This is a genomic window from Qipengyuania citrea (assembly GCF_009828015.1).
GTDB classification, from domain to species: domain Bacteria; phylum Pseudomonadota; class Alphaproteobacteria; order Sphingomonadales; family Sphingomonadaceae; genus Qipengyuania; species Qipengyuania citrea.
This window is the reverse complement of record NZ_WTYG01000001.1, coordinates 305,817-321,792: the sequence shown is the minus strand read 5'-3', so window position 1 is coordinate 321,792 and position 15,976 is coordinate 305,817. Positions and strand designations below refer to the sequence as shown.

The 15,976-nt window shown below is 64.1% G+C and carries 16 protein-coding genes; 9 read left to right on the top strand and 7 right to left on the bottom strand.

All coding sequences use genetic code 11. The features are described 5' to 3' along the window. Window positions 1-99: 99 nt before the first annotated feature. The 3 genes from GRI55_RS01460 to crtY are packed head-to-tail and all read right to left on the bottom strand — an operon-like array spanning window position 100 to window position 3,412. A complete protein-coding gene (locus GRI55_RS01460) occupies window positions 100-681 on the bottom strand; it encodes an LOG family protein (RefSeq protein WP_063512261.1) in 582 nt (193 codons plus the stop codon). An 8-nt stretch (window positions 682-689) separates the two neighbouring features. Next, window positions 690-2,240 carry a phytoene desaturase gene (locus GRI55_RS01455; protein ID WP_160765953.1) on the bottom strand — a complete coding sequence of 517 codons (1,551 nt, stop codon included), beginning with the start codon at window positions 2,238-2,240 and terminating at the stop codon, window positions 690-692. Then, complete coding sequence (gene crtY / locus GRI55_RS01450) at window positions 2,237-3,412, bottom strand: lycopene beta-cyclase CrtY (protein ID WP_237452369.1); 1,176 nt, start codon at window positions 3,410-3,412, stop codon at window positions 2,237-2,239. Before crtY ends, GRI55_RS01455 begins: the two co-directional genes overlap by 4 nt. A 138-nt stretch (window positions 3,413-3,550) precedes the next feature. On the opposite strand from crtY, the gene GRI55_RS01445 reads away from it, so the two are divergent. The 5 genes from GRI55_RS01445 (at window position 3,551) to GRI55_RS14820 (ending at window position 9,145) form a co-directional block, all read left to right on the top strand. Then, window positions 3,551-4,399 carry a MipA/OmpV family protein gene (locus GRI55_RS01445; protein WP_160765951.1) on the top strand — a complete coding sequence of 283 codons (849 nt, stop codon included), beginning with the start codon at window positions 3,551-3,553 and terminating at the stop codon, window positions 4,397-4,399. A gap of 65 nt (window positions 4,400-4,464) precedes the next feature. Beyond that, window positions 4,465-5,733: a metal-dependent hydrolase family protein gene (locus GRI55_RS01440; RefSeq protein WP_160765950.1), complete on the top strand. Its 1,269-nt coding sequence runs from the start codon at window positions 4,465-4,467 to the stop codon at window positions 5,731-5,733. Window positions 5,734-5,874: 141 nt separating this feature from the next. After that, window positions 5,875-7,698 (top strand): DUF885 domain-containing protein, encoded by a 1,824-nt coding sequence (locus tag GRI55_RS01435; RefSeq protein ID WP_160765949.1) that lies wholly within the window; start codon window positions 5,875-5,877, stop codon window positions 7,696-7,698. Between the two features lie 103 nt (window positions 7,699-7,801). Next, entirely contained in the window at window positions 7,802-8,956 is a 1,155-nt protein-coding gene (locus GRI55_RS01430; RefSeq protein ID WP_160765948.1) for a glycosyltransferase family 87 protein, read from the top strand. Window positions 8,957-8,995: 39 nt separating this feature from the next. Further along, window positions 8,996-9,145, top strand: a complete 150-nt coding sequence (locus tag GRI55_RS14820; RefSeq protein ID WP_197458082.1) for a hypothetical protein — start codon at window positions 8,996-8,998, stop codon at window positions 9,143-9,145. 71 nt (window positions 9,146-9,216) lie between these two features. Here GRI55_RS14820 and GRI55_RS01425 read toward each other — a convergent pair whose 3' ends face one another. Further along, window positions 9,217-10,740, bottom strand: coding sequence for an alanine/glycine:cation symporter family protein (locus GRI55_RS01425; protein ID WP_050600916.1), 1,524 nt, complete (start codon window positions 10,738-10,740; stop codon window positions 9,217-9,219). 254 nt (window positions 10,741-10,994) lie between these two features. On the opposite strand from GRI55_RS01425, the gene secE reads away from it, so the two are divergent. Continuing rightward, the gene (gene secE / locus GRI55_RS01420; RefSeq protein WP_050600915.1) at window positions 10,995-11,198 is read left to right on the top strand and encodes a preprotein translocase subunit SecE; all 204 of its coding nucleotides are present in this window, start codon (window positions 10,995-10,997) and stop codon (window positions 11,196-11,198) included. Between the two features lie 43 nt (window positions 11,199-11,241). Beyond that, window positions 11,242-11,778, top strand: coding sequence for a transcription termination/antitermination protein NusG (gene nusG / locus GRI55_RS01415; RefSeq protein ID WP_050600914.1), 537 nt, complete (start codon window positions 11,242-11,244; stop codon window positions 11,776-11,778). Window positions 11,779-11,844: 66 nt separating this feature from the next. Here nusG and GRI55_RS01410 read toward each other — a convergent pair whose 3' ends face one another. The 3 genes from GRI55_RS01410 to GRI55_RS01400 form a co-directional block, all read right to left on the bottom strand. After that, window positions 11,845-12,966, bottom strand: coding sequence for a transporter (locus GRI55_RS01410; protein WP_160765947.1), 1,122 nt, complete (start codon window positions 12,964-12,966; stop codon window positions 11,845-11,847). A 69-nt stretch (window positions 12,967-13,035) separates the two neighbouring features. Beyond that, window positions 13,036-13,410 carry a hypothetical protein gene (locus tag GRI55_RS01405; RefSeq protein ID WP_063505299.1) on the bottom strand — a complete coding sequence of 125 codons (375 nt, stop codon included), beginning with the start codon at window positions 13,408-13,410 and terminating at the stop codon, window positions 13,036-13,038. Between the two features lie 67 nt (window positions 13,411-13,477). Next, on the bottom strand, window positions 13,478-14,527 hold the full coding sequence (locus GRI55_RS01400; protein WP_160765946.1) for a retroviral-like aspartic protease family protein: 1,050 nt from the start codon (window positions 14,525-14,527) through the stop codon (window positions 13,478-13,480). Window positions 14,528-14,763: 236 nt separating this feature from the next. On the opposite strand from GRI55_RS01400, the gene rplK reads away from it, so the two are divergent. After that, window positions 14,764-15,195: a 50S ribosomal protein L11 gene (gene rplK, locus GRI55_RS01395; protein ID WP_050600910.1), complete on the top strand. Its 432-nt coding sequence runs from the start codon at window positions 14,764-14,766 to the stop codon at window positions 15,193-15,195. Window positions 15,196-15,199: 4 nt separating this feature from the next. Then, complete coding sequence (gene rplA / locus GRI55_RS01390) at window positions 15,200-15,892, top strand: 50S ribosomal protein L1 (RefSeq protein ID WP_063505297.1); 693 nt, start codon at window positions 15,200-15,202, stop codon at window positions 15,890-15,892. Window positions 15,893-15,976: the final 84 nt, after the last annotated feature.

Below are 15,976 nucleotides of genomic sequence, written 5' to 3'. Positions count from 1 at the left end.
CGAGCGATTTGTCGACCAGGATCGCGCGATCGCGGCCGCCACCCGCGCGGGTCGGGGTGGGCCGCAGGTACCGCGACTGGACCAGGGTGCGGGGTTTGCTCAGAGGTCGTCGGCCTTCATCTGGAAGATCGGCGTGTGCGGTTCGTAGGCTGCCATTCTGCCAAGCAATCCGTCCAGTGTATCGTCGTGCACGAGGATGCTCTGGTGCACTGGGCGGACGAAACCGACTTCCGCCATCTTGCGGTTGAAGGCGATCAGCTCGTCGTAAAAGCCGAAGGCATTGAGCAAGCCGACCGGGTTGTCGTGATAGCCAAGCTGCGCCCAGCTCATCGCCTCCCACAGTTCGTCCATCGTCCCGACGCCACCGGGGATCGTGATGAAGCCGTCCGACAGGTCGGTGAACCGCTGCTTGCGCTCGTGCATGCCGCCCACGGTGTAAAGTTCGGTGCAATCGTGATTGGCGACTTCCGAACTGGCCAGTGCCTCGGGAATGACGCCAATCACTTCGCCGCCGGCCTCCAGCGCACCGCGCGCGGTGGCGCCCATCAGGCCGAGCCGGCCGCCGCCATAGACCACGCCGATACCGCGTTCGGCGAGGCGCTTGCCCACATCGTAGGCGAGCTGGATATAGCGCGGATCATCGGGCGAGGCGGAGCCGCAATAGATGGCGAGACGGTTCATCCCGCGCGTCATACTGCCAAATCTTCCAGCATCAATCCGGCAGTTGCCTTGGCGCTGCCGACCACCCCCGGAATTCCCGCCCCGGGATGCGTGCCCGCACCGACAAGGTAGAAATTGTCGAGCACATCGTCGCGATTGTGCCCGCGGAACCACGCGCTTTGCGTCAGCACCGGCTCGAGGCTGAAGGCGCTGCCCATATGGGCGTTAAGGTCGGCGGCGAAATCGCGCGGGGCGTAATGGAACTTGGTCACGATGCGCGAATGGATGTCGGGGATCAGGCGCCGGCCGAGTTCGTCGAGAATGCGCTTCTCGAGTACCGGTCCCATTTCCCCCCAGTCGACGGCCAGCTTGCCCATATGGGCCACCGGCACCAGCGCATAGAAAGTGCTCATCCCCTCGGGCGCCATGCTGTCGTCACTGACGCTGGGGTGGTGCAGATAGATCGAGAAATCCTCGGGCAGGACGCCGTGATCGTAAATGTCCTCGAGCAGGCCTTTGTAGCGCGGACCGAACAGGATCATGTGATGCGGAATACCCGGCCAGCTTCCCTCGATGCCGAAGTGGACGACGAACAGGCTGGGGCTGAAGCTCTTGCGCGACAGGCTCTTGGCGTAATCCTTGCCGCGCTTCGATCCGGCCAGCAGGTCCTTGTAGCTGTGCATGATGTCGGCATTGCTCGCGATCGCGTCGAACCGCTGGCGCCAGCCGGACTGCGTCTCGATCTCGGTCACCTGCTTGCCCAGCGTGTGCACCTGCGCCACCGGATCGCCCAGCCGCACGGTGCCGCCGATGCGCTCGAAATGCGCGACCATGCCGGCGATCAGGCGATTGGTGCCGCCCTTGGCCCACCATACGCCGCCGTCCTTTTCGAGCTTGTGGATCAGCGCATAGATGCTGCTGGTCTTCATCGGATTGCCGCCGACCAGCAGCGTATGGAAGCTCAGCGCCTCGCGCAGCTTTTCGTTTTCGACATAGCTCGACACCATCGAATAGACGCTGCGCCATGCCTGCTGCTTGGCCAGTGCGGGAGCCGCCTTGAGCATGGACTTGAAATCGAGGAACGGCACATGGCCAAGCTTGACGTAGCCTTCCTCGTAGACCGCTTCGGAATATTCGAGGAACCGCTGGTAGCCGGCAACATCGGCGGGATTGAGCTGGGCTATTTCGCGGAACAGCTGTTCCTCGTCGTTCGAATAATCGAACTGCGTGCCGTCGGGCCAGGCGAGCCGGTAGAAGGGCATGACCGGCATCAGCTCGACATCCCGAGCGATGTCGTGACCGGTCAGCGCCCACAATTCCTTGAGGCAATCGGGATCGGTGATGACGGTCGGGCCCGCATCGAAGGTGAAACCGTCGCGCTCCCAGTAATAGGCCCGCCCTCCGGGCTTGTCGCGCGCTTCGACGACGGTCGTGGTGATGCCTGCCGATTGCAGGCGAATGGCGAGCGCAAGGCCGCCGAAGCCTGCACCGACGACGCAGGCCGTGCGGCCGGTAGGGGCGGGGACGAACGGCTCGGTGCTGTCGCTCGGGGTAACGGGAATGGCAGTTTCGGTGTTCATTGCGACCTCTCATGGACCAGCGGGCTGCCCTTGCCAAGCAAGGCGCGAATGGCGGCAGGGACAGATACGGGCGGCTTGCCCGAGAGGATGCGCAGCTTGTCGGCCGTGCTCGAATTTCCAGCGTAGAATCGTTCGATCAGGGGTTCGCGCAGGCGATAGAACCGTTCGAACACCCGGTAGCGTTCCTCCGGCTCGGCAGCGTCGAACAGCATCCTGCCGAGGCTGCGATAGAACCGCGTCGCCTGCCAGTGCCGCTGCGCCCGGTCTTCGAACAGCGCGGCAAGCTGGTCGCCCGGCAGCCGCGCGTGGCGGGCCAGGGCGAGGGCATTGGCCACGGCGAAGGGCAGGGTGTAGCTGGTCAGCGGGTGAACGAAGCCGCCGCGCGCGCCCGACCGAACTACGCCGGCACCCCCGAGCGCCGCCCGGTAGGCTGCGATATCGCCTCCGGTAATAACCGGCAACACGCCGGTTTCGCCGCCGAGCCGATCGCCGTGCCAGCCCATCGCCGTACAATAGCGGTCGATGCGCGCCTCCAGCGCCGCGCGATCGAGCGCGGGTTCGTCGGCGTAATAGGTGTCCTCGACGAACAGCTCGTTCGGGCCTAGCGGCAGGGTGTAGACGAAGCGGTAGGCCCCGTGCTGGGCCACGCGCGTATCCATGACGATGGGATCGGCGACGCCATGCGCGGTCCGTGTCCGCAAATGCCGTCCCACGAAGACCTGCCACCCGCCGCGCAGCTGGGCCGAGGGGGTGAAATCGCGGCAATCGATCACGCAGCGCGCGGCGATGTGCTCACCGCTGGCGAGCGTGACGCCGCCGGCGGCCAGTTTTGCCGCGCGTGCCTGCGTGCGGATGGCGGCTGCGGGCAGTTCGCTGCGCAGCGCAGCATCGAAATCCCGGCTGGCGAGCGAACGATAGGGCGAAGACAAGTGGCGCGTATGGCCCGGAAAGGCGACATCGTAGCCGCCGGACCACTCGGTCGTGGCAAAGCCAGCCATGAGCTGCGTCCCGGGAGCGTCGAGATCGCTGGCGAACCAGCTCCAGCGGTGGTTGCCGCCCAGGCTGTCGCCCGCTTCGAAGATCGCTACGTTCAGCTCGGGATGGGCGCGGCGCACTGCCAGCGCGGCCAATCCGCCCGCCAGGCCGCCGCCGACCACGGCCATATCGATCATGCGCCCGTCCATCGCCCGTGGGCTTAGAAGCGAAGCGGCCCAGCGGCAATCGCTTTGGAATTCCTGCCGGGCAGGGTTACGGGAACGTCACACTCCCGTGCGAGTTGAACGGCAAAGACATATATCGAGGGAATCCGCATGAAGTTACTGCTCGCCGCAACCGGATCGCTGGCGCTTGCCTGCGCCGCACCCGCAATGGCCCAGAATGTCGAGGCATTGCCCGACGGACCTGACGGCGAAGCGACCGTATTCGATGGCAACTGGTTCTCGATCGGTGCGGGCGCGGTCTATTCCGCCAGCTACGATGGGTCGGACGACTATGTCGTATCGCCGATCCCTATCGTACAGGGCAAGATCGGCGGTGTGCGCATCAGCCCCCGGGCGGGTGGTGCCGCGCTCGATTTCGTCAATGACGACAGCGATGGCGCCAAGATTTCGGCCGGCGTTGCTGCGCGGCTCAACCGCAACCGCGCCTCGCAGATCGAGGATCCCGTGGTGCTGTCCTATGGCGAACTCGACACCGCCTTCGAAGTCGGTCCCTCGGTGGGGATCAGTCTTCCCGGCCTGCTCAATCCCTATGACAGCCTGAGCTTCAACATCGAGACGCTGTTCGATGTCGCCGGCGCGCATGACGGTACGCTGGTCAGCCCGGGCGTGACCTATTTCACACCCGTCAGCCGCGGCGCGGCGATCTCGCTGTCGGTCAGTGGTTCGTATGTCGACGACGATTATGCCGATTATTACTATTCGGTACCGGCCGGCGGCGCACTGCCGGCCTACCAGGCGGATGGCGGCTGGGACCGGGTGGGTGTCAACCTGCTCACCGGGGTCGATCTCGACGGCAATCTTGCCAACGGCGGGCTCGCGCTCATCGCCATGGGCGGATATTCGCGGATGCTCGGCGATGGCAAGCGTACGCCGTTCACCTCCATTCGCGGTGATGCAGACCAGTGGATGGGCGCACTCGGGATCGGCTATACCTTCTAGCGCCGCTTTTGCTTGATACGCCGGCCGCTGACGGGCATCCCCTTGGGCAACTAAGGGGATAGAGAATGAAGATTGCCGCATTCATCGCGCTGGCGGGGGCGATGTGCGCCGCGCCGGCGCTGGCCGATACCACTGTCATCCACGCGGGCGCGCTTGTCATCGATGCCGAAAGCCAGCCGCGTGGGCCATCCACGATAACGGTCACCGACGGGAAGATCGTCAGCGTTGCCGACGGCTTCACTGCAGCCCCTGCACAGGCGGTCACGGTCGATCTGAAAGACAAGACCGTGGTACCCGGAATGGTCGACCTGCATGTCCACCTGACCGGCGATCCGGGCGGCGATTTCTGGAAGGGCGCAGTCGAGCCCGATGAATGGGATGTCGTCGTCGGCGCCAAGAATGCCCGCCTGACGGCGCTTGCCGGGTTCACGACCGTGCGCGAAGCGGGCAGCGGCCCCGCCAGCGCCTTCTCGCTGCGCCGCGGAACCGCGGAAGGTTTTATCGACGGCCCGCGCATCGTGGCAGCCGGCCCCTCGCTCGCGATCGTGGGCGGGCACGGCGATGTCAGCGGCTTCCGCCCCGAAGTCAACGAACTGCTCGACAGCGGGTTCACCTGCACCGGGGCGGTCGAATGCGCCGAAAAAGTCCGGCTCGCGAGCCAGAACGGCGCCGATATCATCAAGATTACCGCCACGGGCGGCGTGCTCAGCCAGCAAGGGCGGGGGCTCGAAGCGCATTTCACCAGCGCCGAGATGAAGAGCATTGCCGATACTGCGCATTCGCTCGGTCTGAAGGTCATGGCGCATGCGCATGGCGCGCGCGGGATCGAGGCCGCGGCGCGTGCCGGCATCGATTCGATCGAGCACGGGACCTATCTGGACGAGGCGGCCGCCCGTGCGATGAAGGACAACGGTACCGTGCTGGTGCCCACGCTGATGGCGTTCAAGGGCGTTACCGAACGGCTTGGACAGGGCGTTTACACACCGGTCGTCGAGGACAAGATCCTCGATGTAGCCGAAACCGCGCGCGTCTTCATGGGCAAGGCGCTGCGCTGGGGCGTGCCGATCGCTTTCGGGACCGATGCCGGCGTCTTCGGTCACGGCCGCAATGCAGGCGAATTCGCGCTGATGGTCGAACAGGGCATGAGCCACCGGGATGCTTTCGCGGCGGCGACCACCCACGCCGCACGCGTGCTGGGACTGGAAAACGAGATCGGCCGGATCGCGCCCGGCTATTCGGCGGATTTGATTGCGGTCGAAGCCAACCCGCTCGACGATACGTCGACGCTGGAGAATGTCGATTGGGTGATGGTGCGCGGCCGCGTGATCGATTGACTGCAGCATTGCCGGCGCCATGCGGAACAGGGCACTGCATGGCGCCGGTCGAGCGACATATGCCTTCGATCGTATGGCGTGCTTGTGCGCTCGGGCAAATGCCTGTCCTATCGCTGCACTACAATTACCAGGGGAACCTCCATGAAACTCGTCCGTCACGCCCTCGCTTCGGGTGCCGCCCTCTCGCTTGTTCTGGCAGCGAACCCGGCCATCGCCCGCGATCACCATGCAGCAACCGATGCTGCGAGCGAAATCAGCGAACACGACAAGCTCTTCGCGCTGTTCGCGGATGCCGATGAACGCAGCCTCAAGCTCAATCCGGTCGGCGCGCTGTTTCGCGGCGACATGCGCTACGCGGACCGCCTGGGCGATTACCTGACCGACGAGCATCTTGCCGCAAGCAAGGCGGACAATGCCGAAAACCTCGCGAAGCTGGCCGAAATCGACCGCAGCAAGCTGTCGCCCACCGACCAGCTCGCCTACGATGTCTTTGCCTATAACCAGCAGCGTGAGCTGGAGGGCTATGCCCCCGCGATCCTCGCGGCGAGCGAAGTGCGTCCGGTGAACCATTTCTCAGGCTTCCACACGTTCTATCCCAACTTCGCCAGCGGGCAGAGCGCCGCCCCCTTCAAGACGGTCGAGGACTACGAGAACAACCTCAAGCGGCACGAGGATTACATCGCCATCACCGACCGCGCGATCGGCAAGTTCCGCGAAGGCATGGAAACCGGCGTGTACGAAACCAAGCTGACGATCGGCAACGTCGTCAGCCAGCTCGACACGCAATTGGCGATGCCGGTCGAGGAATCGCCCTTCTTCATGCCGGTGAAGAACTTCCCCGAGGAATTTTCCGCCGAAGAGAAGGCGCGGCTGACGGCTGAATACACCGCGGCCACCGAGGAAATCTACGCGGCGCACGAGCGGATGCGAGATTTCCTGCGCGACGAATACATGGCCGTGGCACGCGACAGCGTGGGACTGTCACAGATGAAGGGCGGCGCGGAGTTGTACAGGCATATGGTGGAAGGTACGACGACGCTTCCGCTCGAGCCCGATTACCTGCACGAACTGGGCCTGTCCGAAGTGGCGCGGATCAAGAATGGCCTCGAGCAGATCAAGCAGGAAGTCGGCTTCGAGGGGACGCTCAACGAGTTCTTCGACTACGTGCGCACCGACGAGCAGTTCAAGCCCGAGAGCCGCGAGGCATTGACGCAGAGCTATTACGATATCGGCGAACAGGTCGATGAGAAGATCGGCGAATTTTTCTCGCTGGTCCCCAAGACCCCGCTCGAGATCAAGCCCTACGAGGAGTATCGCGAGAAGTTCGAAGCGGGTGGTTCGTACAATTCGGGCGCGCCGGACGGTTCGCGGCCGGGGACCTTCTATTTCAACGCCTATGACCTGCCCAGCCGGCTGACGACGGGCAATGTGACGCTCTACCTGCACGAAGGCGCACCGGGGCATCATTTCCAGATCAGCCTCGCGCAGGAAAACACCGATCTTCCGGCATTCATGCGCTTCGGCGGCAACACGGCCTATGTCGAAGGCTGGGCGCTCTATTCGGAGACGCTGGGCTATGAGATGGGCTTCTTCGACGATCCCTGGAACCGTTACGGTACGCTGCAGGACGAGCAATTGCGCGCGATGCGGCTGGTGGTCGATACCGGGCTGCATGCCAAGGGGTGGACGCGCGAGCAGGCGATCGACTTCATGCTCGAGAATTCGGGCATGACGCGCACCGAAGTGGTCGCCGAGGTCGAGCGCTATATCGCCATTCCCTCGCAGGCGCTGGCGTACAAGGTCGGGGCCATCAAGATCCAGGAACTGCGCAAGCGCGCCGAAGATCAGCTGGGCGAGGATTTCGACATCCGCGAATTCCACGCCGAGGTGCTCGACACGGGCAGCCTGCCGATGCCGGTGCTGGAGAATAAGATCGACCGCTGGATCGCTTCCAAGGCAAGCTGACCGATCGGCGCGGGCGGGGATTTGCCCCCGCTCGCGCTGGTTAGCGCAGCCGCGGCACGCTAATCCCGTTCGTGCATGACACAAGCGAGAGGGGAATAGGGCGATGGACTGGTTGCGCCGGGCCGACTGGCTCACCCATGAGCGCGTGCGCGGTTACGCCTTGCTGCTGGCGCTGGCGAGCCTGGGGCTTGTCGCCATATCTTTCTGGCGCGCTATGCCGCCGGGGACGACTGACTTCCTGGCTTTCTGGGGCGCGGGGCAGGTCACCGCCGCTGGCGAACCTGCAGCCGCCTACGATCTGGCGGCGCAGCAGCAGGTTCAGACCTCGACGGGAAGCCCGGGATGGTTCGCTTTCGTCAATCCGCCACCGTTCCTGTTCGCGCTCGTGCCACTCGGGCTATTGCCGCTGCCGATTGCATGGATTGTCTGGGTGGCTTCGACATGGGGTGCGTGGGCCTGGGTCAGCGTCCGGGCGTTCCCGCGGTTGTGGCCACTGGTGCTTGCCTATCCGGGAGCGCTGATCGCGGCGGGACATGCACAGACCGGTTTGCTCACTGGCGCGCTCCTGGTTCTGGCGGCGCATGAATTGCCGCGGCGGCAGGTGGTGGCCGGTGCGGCGGTAGGTGCTCTCGTTATCAAGCCGCATCTGGCTCTCCTCGCCCCGTTCTGGCTCAGTGCAGGCGGCAAATGGCGGGCATTCGTTGCGGCCGGGCTGGTGGTCGCGGCGCTGCTGGGGGCGGCATGGCTGATCTTCGGCAGCGATACTATGCTGGCCTATACCGGAAGCTGGAGCGCCAGCCGCCAGCTTATCGAGAGGCCTGATCCGGACTTCATGTTGCGGATGAGCACGATCTTTTCCCAGTTGCGGCCACACCTCGGCGATTTTGTCGCGCTTGCAGGGGCTGCATGTTCTGCCGTGTTGGCCCTTGCAGTCGCCCTGTTCGCACCGCAGCGTTTCGGCGACGATGCCTCAGGAGCTTCTGCTGCAATCCTGGCGGCTACTGCGCTCGCATCGCCCTATCTGTTCAGTTACGATCTGCCGTTCCTCGTGTTTCCGACGCTCTGGCTGGTCATTCAGGGGCTCGAGCGCGGGTTTCGTCCTTACGAGAAGCTCGGCCTCACGCTGCTCTATTTCGCTCCCTATGCCACACGCGCGGCGGCGTTCCCCCTCGGCGTCAATTTGATGCCGCTTGCCGCACTCGCGCTGCTTGGGCTTGTCTGGACGCGCACCCCTGCGGGAACCCGAAAGCACCGCTGAGGGTTTATCGGCAAGCAATGGCATTCATGGAGGTACCCCATGTCGAGCATGTCTTTCCGCAGCAGCCGCCCAGATCGTTGGGCACAGCCCCGGCCCTACAGCGACAGTTCGCTGCGCTATCGTATGCATGGCAAGATCCAGCCGATGGAGGAGCCAGGGTTCCTCGCGCGCCTGTTCGGACGCCGCTGATCTCCCGCTGAAAGGAAAGGGGCCGGAAAGCGTTCGCTCTCCGGCCCCTTTGCCATTCAGTCGCAGAAGTCTCAGTATTCTTCCGGCTCTTCCGGCGTTGCCTCGCGGTATTCTTTGCCGGCCGTGCGATCGCCGCGGGCCAGCTTGAACACCACGCCGCTGAGCAGCGCGAGCGCCAGGAGGTTGGGCAGAACCATGGTGGCATTGGAGATATCGCCAAGCCGCCAGACCAGCTCGCTCGGCTGTGCCGCACCGATGAAGATCACCACGCACCACAGCACGCGCCACACCATGTGCAGCCGCCGCTCGCCTTCGCGCGTCGAGCCTTTCATCCGGTCGTAGAGGAAGGTGATCGCGCGCTCGCCATAATAGCTCCACGTCAGCAGCGTGGTGAAGACGAACAGCAACAGCGCGATGCTGGCGATCAGCGTTCCGATCGGGATCGAGGCGATCTCGACCGGGAAGGCAGCTGCGAAGGCGCCGCTGGTCATTTCGAAACCGACGCGGTCCGATTGCCAGGCATGCGCCACCGCTTCGCCGCCCGCGGTGAAATCACCGCGCACGGTCAGGATGACCAGTGCGGTCATGGTGCAGATGACGACCGTATCGATGAACGTCCCCAGCATCGCCATGCGGCCCTGCTGTTCGGGATCGTCGGTCTGCGCCACGGCATGGGCGATCGGGGTCGAACCCTGGCCCGCCTCGTTCGAGAACAGGCCGCGCGCCACGCCGGCGCGGATCGCCATGATGATCGCCGCGCCGGTGAAGCCGCCCACCGCGCTTTGCGGGTTGAAGGCGCCGTCGAAAATCAGCGCGAAGGTTTCACCCAGATCGGCGAAATTGAGCGCCAGCGCGATTACGGCCATCACCAGGTAAGCGGCTGCCATGAACGGCACCACGCTTTCGGCAACGCGACCGATCGACTTGATCCCGCCAATGATGACCACGAATACCAGCACGGCCACGATCAGCCCGCCGAGCCATTCCTCGATCCCGAACAGCTCGTTCAGGCCATCGGCAACGGCGTTCGCCTGAATCGAGTTGCCCGTTACCAGCGCGCTGAACAACGTGCCGAGGCAGAAGACGACCGCCAGCCAGGTCCATTTCGGCCCAAGGCCCATCATGATGTAGGTCATCGGGCCGCCGCGCTTGACCCCATCGCTGGTGGTTTCGCGGTAGCGAATCGCCAGCGACCCTTCGGCAAAGGCCAGTGCCATGCCGAACAGCGCGGTGACCCACATCCAGAAAATCGCCCCGGGACCGCCCAGCGCGATCGCGGTGGCGACCCCGGCCAGGTTGCCCGTGCCGACCTGACCCGAAAGCGCGGTCGACAGCGCGGCGAAGGGGCTGATTTCGCCCGCGCCTTCGCCCTTGCGCCCGGCAAACAGTCCCTTGGCCGCGGCCCCGAGCTTGGTGATCGGGTAGAACCGCAGGCCGGCCATGAACCACAGGCCGACACCCAGGAGGATGATGGCCAGCGGGGGGAAGGGGATGACCGCTTCGCCGTTCCACAGGCCGGCCCAGATGAAATCGGAAATGTTGGTAACCGGCTGTACCAGCCGATCGCCCAGACTTGGTGTCTGGCCTAGTGCCATCGCGAGTATTCCCCTCATGCGTCCCGGAAAACTGAAAGCATGCACGCTAGGGCCGCCGGCGCCACTTGCAAAGGGTGAAAGAGACGCACGTCCACCGCTTGCCTTTTGACCGATGCGGCGGTAGATGCAGCGCCGTCTTCCGACATTGGGATCGCAGAAAAGCCCCTCCCGGACTTGAACCGGGGCGGCGAAAGACCCTACCTGAAAGGGACGTGGCGGAAGGCGGCACGATTTTTACGCGAGAGACGTGGAACATGGCAGACCAGAAGAAAACCAGCCCGGCGGAATTCCTCCGGCAGGTGCAGACCGAAGGGCGCAAGGTCGTATGGCCGACGCGCGAGGAAACGGTGCGCACCGCTATCTTCGTGTTCATCCTCACGGTGATCCTCTCGCTTTTCTTCCTCGGCATCGATTCGCTGTTCAGCGCCGTGGTGCGCTGGCTGCTGACGCTGGCCTGATTTTCCTGGCCTGAGCCGCATTTCGACAGGGTAACGAGTACACATGGCACGCTGGTACATCATCCACGCCTATTCGGGTTTCGAGAACAAGGTCCGCGATGCAATCATCGCCGAGGCCGAGCGTCTGGGCCTGTCCGAAGGCGTCGAGGAGGTCGAGGTTCCGACCGAGACGATCACCGAGGTCAAGCGCGGCAAGAAGGTCCAGGTCGAACGCAAGTTCATGCCGGGCTACGTGCTGGCGAAGCTGAACATGACCGACGATGTCTACCACCTGGTCAAGAACACCCCCAAGGTTACCGGCTTCCTCGGCAACAACAACAAGCCGCAGCCGATTTCCGAAAAGGAAGCGGCCCGGTATTTCGGCGGCGTGGAAGAAGCGCGTTCGGCGCCCAAGACCGAAATCAGCGTCGATTACGAGATCGGCGACCAGGTCAAGGTGCTCGACGGTCCCTTCGCCAGCTTCAACGGGCTGGTCGAGGAACTCGATTTCGACAAGCAGAAGGTCAAGGTCTCGGTCTCGATCTTCGGCCGCGCAACGCCGGTCGAACTCGATTTCGAGCAGGTCGAACTGGCCAAGTAAGCCGCAGCCTCGTGCCGGCTTTTTGAAAAGGCCCCGCCCGGACGATCCGGGCGGGGCCTTTCCGCTTTAGAAGGTCTTGCCGAGCGAGACCGAGAGACGCCAGTCCTCGGGCAGCTGGATGCCGTTCAGATTCTGATACACGGGGATGCCGGCCTCGATCCCCAATTGCGGGCGATCGGGCCCGGCAAGCGGCAGCGCCACGTTGGCGCCGAGCCCGGCGAGCACCTTGTCACCGCCATAGTTGGCTTGGATGTCGGCCGGCGTGTGATGCTTGTGCGGACCGTCGTAATGGCCTTCGATCCGCGCTTCGTGTTCCCAGGTGAGACGGCTTGTAAGGCTGAAACCGTTATCCACGAGATAGCTGAGCCAGCCGGTCGCCTGCGCCTTGTCGCCAAAGGCGAAGCCGCTCTTGTTGGCGTCTTCCGTCCGCCAGCGGTAGCTCGCCTGTGCGCCCCAGCCGAACATGCCCGCCTGGCCGGACACGGTCACCGAGGGTTCGATGTCCCAGGTCCCGCTGCCCGACTGCATCATGTAGTGGACGAAGGTGCCGTCGCTGTTCTTGCGGTCGACCTTGCCGGTCGGTGACCATAGGCCGAGCGTGGCATGCGCCTTGAACCGCGGCTGGTGCGCGAGCCGGTAGCTGGCCGATACCAGCGTATCGCCAATCCCCTGGGACGCATGGGTCATGGTTTGGCCGAAAGCCATCCCGCTATGGCCGTGATCCATATCGCCCATGGGCATGCCGCCCATCGACATATCGCCCATGTCGGTATTGCCGGGGTCGATCCCGACCATGGTCATCGTGTGCCGCATCCAGTGGGGCATGACCATCAGCGTCAGCTTGTCATTGGGAGCATACATCACATCGAGCATGACCATGTCCATGACCATGTCGGACCCGCGTACGGAGTAGCCGGCAGCGAACACCTCCACGTCGCTTAGTGTCGTGGTGCGCGCGCGATTGCCGCCTGAATAGCTGCTGCGGGTGTAACGCAGGCCGATCATGAACTCGCCGCCGTCATGCGTGTGTTCGTTCATCAGCCCCGCCGCGGGATGCAGCGTCACGGGCGTAACGACAATAACGTCGCCAGCGGGATCGGAAATTGCGGGATTGTCCTGCGCCTGGGCCGGGTAGGCGGTGAGCAGCGGAAGCAACGCCAGAGCGGCGCGCACGAAACCGTGTTTCATTGTGTATTCCTGTCATGAATTGGGAAAAGCCATGGTTGCGGCGTCTCCCGGAATGACGGGAAACGCCGGTCAGGCAGCGACAGGTGGAGCGCGGCCGGGCGGGAGGAGGTAGGCAGTGCGTGCGAGCTGCAGCGCGGCCAGAACCGCCACGCCGCGCTGTTCTGCGAGGATCGCCGCGGTGACCACCAGCGGGCTGCCGCCGAGCGGGGCGTCACTGGCGAAACCGGCAAACAGGCAGGGCGCGCTGTGCTGGGCAGCGCTGTCGTCGGGCACCCGCTCGCGACCGAGCGGGATGGTCACGGTCATCGCCGAATTGCACATCTTGGCCACGATCGCGTCGCTGCGATCGACATCGGGCATCCAGCCCGCAGGGACCAGTGCACGCAGCAACAGCGTTGCCGCAAGCAGCAGCCAGATCGCATGGGTGGGGCGCGTGCGGTCCATCGTCCGGCGCGTCTAGAAAACGACCCCGTAAGGCGCAAGCGCGCACTGGCCGCGCCACTGGCGCGGGTCAGCTACAGGCCCGCTCGTCACTCGTGCGGATACGCGATGCCCGGGTGGAAGTTCGCATGGTAATCGCTGCGTGATGGCATTTGCGCAGCTGGAAGCGGACCTTGCGATCCGCGAAATCCAGCGACACCCGGCGAAAGTTTTCCATCAGGTCGGTGCCCAGCAGCAAAGACGGCTTTTCATCGAGCCCGAAGACTGCAAAGGGCGGAATGTCGGCAAAGGCCATGGGTACGTTCTGCAGCGTGATGGAACCGAGGCGGAGGTTCTTGACCACCGTGAACTCGAGCTCCAGCGCCGCCCCGGTGACCCCGTAGACGGTCACCGTGTCGAAACCGCGCGAACGCTTGCGAACCAGGCGGTTACGCAGCGCGAGGTTGCCGATGGTGATCTCGGAGCCTGTGTCGACCACGGCTTCGACCCGTTCGCGGCCGGCAGCGACTTCGGTCAGGATCAACTGTCCGCGCTGCAGGCGCCCGGTCACAACGATCACCCCATCGGTCATCGCTTCGTCCTTCTCCCGCGCATCGTCCACGGTGATGATGCGCTCGTCGAAATCCATCATCAATCGCTGGTTGACCAGCGCGTCGAGCCCGATCATCCCGTCGCCGCCCATGTCGCGTTCGTCGAGCACGGGGGTCTCGAGACCCATGGTCACGGTGTTGCCGAGACGCATTTCGTCCACCCATACGCGGTCCACGATCTTGCTCTCGGTAATGCCGTGGAGCAGGGCGGGTTCTGTTTCGGGCAGCGCCAGCTTTCCCGCCAGCGCCGAGCCGACCGCCGAAGTGTCGGCGCCGCTGTCGACCACGAAATCATACGGGCCGGCGCCGTTGACCAATACTCCCACGGTCATCCGGCTGCGCAGCTTGTGCGCCGCGATTTCCTCGCCGCCGATTGCCAGCGACTGGTCGATTTCGGCGGCTGGCAATTCGGGCATGCGGACAGTGTCGACGGGGGCTTCGGGCTGCTGCGCCGATGCGGGTGCGCCCGCGCATAGCAGCACGGCCGCGACAAGCGGGTGGCGGAATGGCAGGGGCAGGGGATTGGGCATCGTCCGCAGCCTATGCCCTTCAATTGTGGCGCGCGAGCGGCCTTCGATGAAGGTGTCATCCGACGCGATCGGGGCAGGGCGAATCGCTTGCAATCCGGTGCCAAACCGCTATGTGCGCGCCTTCCCAAGACATCCTGGGGAACCCGTGCGGGAGGTCGCTTATGCGGACCGCTTGACCGCTTACCATGAGCCCCGGTTCGAAAGTACCGCGGCAACAGTGAGAAAGGAGGCCATTCATGGCCAAGAAGATCGACGGCTATATCAAGCTGCAGGTGCCTGCGGGCACCGCCAATCCCTCGCCCCCCATCGGCCCTGCGCTGGGTCAGCGCGGCGTGAACATCATGGAATTCTGCAAGGCCTTCAATGCCGCCACCGGCGACATGGAAAAGGGCATGCCGATTCCGACGACGATCACCGTCTATGCGGACCGTTCGTTCACCTTCGTGACCAAGACCCCGCCGGCCAGCTTCCTGATCAAGAAGGCCGCCAAGCTCAAGTCGGGCTCGAAGGAGCCGGGCAAGGTTTCGGCCGGATCCATCAAGCGTTCGGCACTTGCCGAAATCGCCGAACAGAAGATGGCCGATTTGAACGCAAACGACATCGAACAGGCCACCAAGATCATCGAAGGCAGCGCGCGTTCGATGGGCCTCGACGTGGTGGAGGGCTAAGATCATGGCTAAGCAGACCAAGAAGCAGCAGCTCGTCGCCAAGCTCGACAGCGAAAAGACCTACAGCGTCGACGAAGCTCTCGCCACGCTGCGCGAACACAAGGCGAAGTTCGACGAAACCGTCGAAGTCGCGATGAACCTCGGCGTCGATCCGCGCCACGCAGACCAGATGGTCCGCGGCATGGTGTCGCTCCCCAGCGGAACCGGCAAGGAAGTCAAGGTCGCCGTCTTCGCCAAGGGCGACAACGCCGAGAAGGCCAAGGCCGCTGGTGCGGACGTGGTCGGTGCCGAAGATCTCATGGAAGACATGCAGAACGGCAATCTCGACTATGACCGCGTCATCGCCACGCCCGACATGATGGGTGTCGTCGGCCGTCTCGGCAAGGTGCTGGGCCCCAAGGGCCTGATGCCGAACCCGAAGCTCGGCACTGTGACGCCGAACGTGGAACAGGCCGTGAAGGACGCCAAGGGCGGCCAGGTCGAATTCCGCGTCGAGAAGCAGGGCATCATCCACAGCGGCATCGGCAAGCTGTCGTTCGACGACGCCGACCTGAAGAAGAACTTCGCGGCGCTGACCGATGCGATCGTCAAGGCGAAGCCTTCGGGTGCCAAGGGCAAGTATGTCCAGAAGATCACGCTGACTTCGTCGATGGGGCCGGGCCTCAAGGTCGACCTGGCGGAGGTGGAAGGAGCCTAAGCTTCTTTCGCATTGCGACAACGAAACAGCAGGGGCCGGCGGATGCAGATCCGCCGGCCCTTTTCGTTTGGCTGGGCCATGTCT

Excerpts from the sequence above, each read along its gene's own strand:
- nusG (WP_050600914.1), top strand. The coding sequence starts at position 11,242 with ATGGCACGCTGGTACATCATCCACGCCTATTCGGGTTTCGAGAACAAG.
- GRI55_RS01460 (WP_063512261.1), bottom strand. The coding sequence starts at position 681 with ATGAACCGTCTCGCCATCTATTGCGGCTCCGCCTCGCCCGATGATCCG.
- GRI55_RS14820 (WP_197458082.1), top strand. The coding sequence starts at position 8,996 with ATGTCGAGCATGTCTTTCCGCAGCAGCCGCCCAGATCGTTGGGCACAG.
- GRI55_RS01455 (WP_160765953.1), bottom strand. The coding sequence starts at position 2,240 with ATGAACACCGAAACTGCCATTCCCGTTACCCCGAGCGACAGCACCGAG.
- GRI55_RS01435 (WP_160765949.1), top strand. The coding sequence starts at position 5,875 with ATGAAACTCGTCCGTCACGCCCTCGCTTCGGGTGCCGCCCTCTCGCTT.
- GRI55_RS01410 (WP_160765947.1), bottom strand. The coding sequence starts at position 12,966 with ATGAAACACGGTTTCGTGCGCGCCGCTCTGGCGTTGCTTCCGCTGCTC.
- crtY (WP_237452369.1), bottom strand. The coding sequence starts at position 3,412 with ATGATCGATATGGCCGTGGTCGGCGGCGGCCTGGCGGGCGGATTGGCC.
- GRI55_RS01430 (WP_160765948.1), top strand. The coding sequence starts at position 7,802 with ATGGACTGGTTGCGCCGGGCCGACTGGCTCACCCATGAGCGCGTGCGC.
- rplA (WP_063505297.1), top strand. The coding sequence starts at position 15,200 with ATGGCTAAGCAGACCAAGAAGCAGCAGCTCGTCGCCAAGCTCGACAGC.
- GRI55_RS01425 (WP_050600916.1), bottom strand. The coding sequence starts at position 10,740 with ATGGCACTAGGCCAGACACCAAGTCTGGGCGATCGGCTGGTACAGCCG.
- GRI55_RS01445 (WP_160765951.1), top strand. The coding sequence starts at position 3,551 with ATGAAGTTACTGCTCGCCGCAACCGGATCGCTGGCGCTTGCCTGCGCC.
- rplK (WP_050600910.1), top strand. The coding sequence starts at position 14,764 with ATGGCCAAGAAGATCGACGGCTATATCAAGCTGCAGGTGCCTGCGGGC.
- GRI55_RS01405 (WP_063505299.1), bottom strand. The coding sequence starts at position 13,410 with ATGGACCGCACGCGCCCCACCCATGCGATCTGGCTGCTGCTTGCGGCA.
- secE (WP_050600915.1), top strand. The coding sequence starts at position 10,995 with ATGGCAGACCAGAAGAAAACCAGCCCGGCGGAATTCCTCCGGCAGGTG.
- GRI55_RS01440 (WP_160765950.1), top strand. The coding sequence starts at position 4,465 with ATGAAGATTGCCGCATTCATCGCGCTGGCGGGGGCGATGTGCGCCGCG.
- GRI55_RS01400 (WP_160765946.1), bottom strand. The coding sequence starts at position 14,527 with ATGCCCAATCCCCTGCCCCTGCCATTCCGCCACCCGCTTGTCGCGGCC.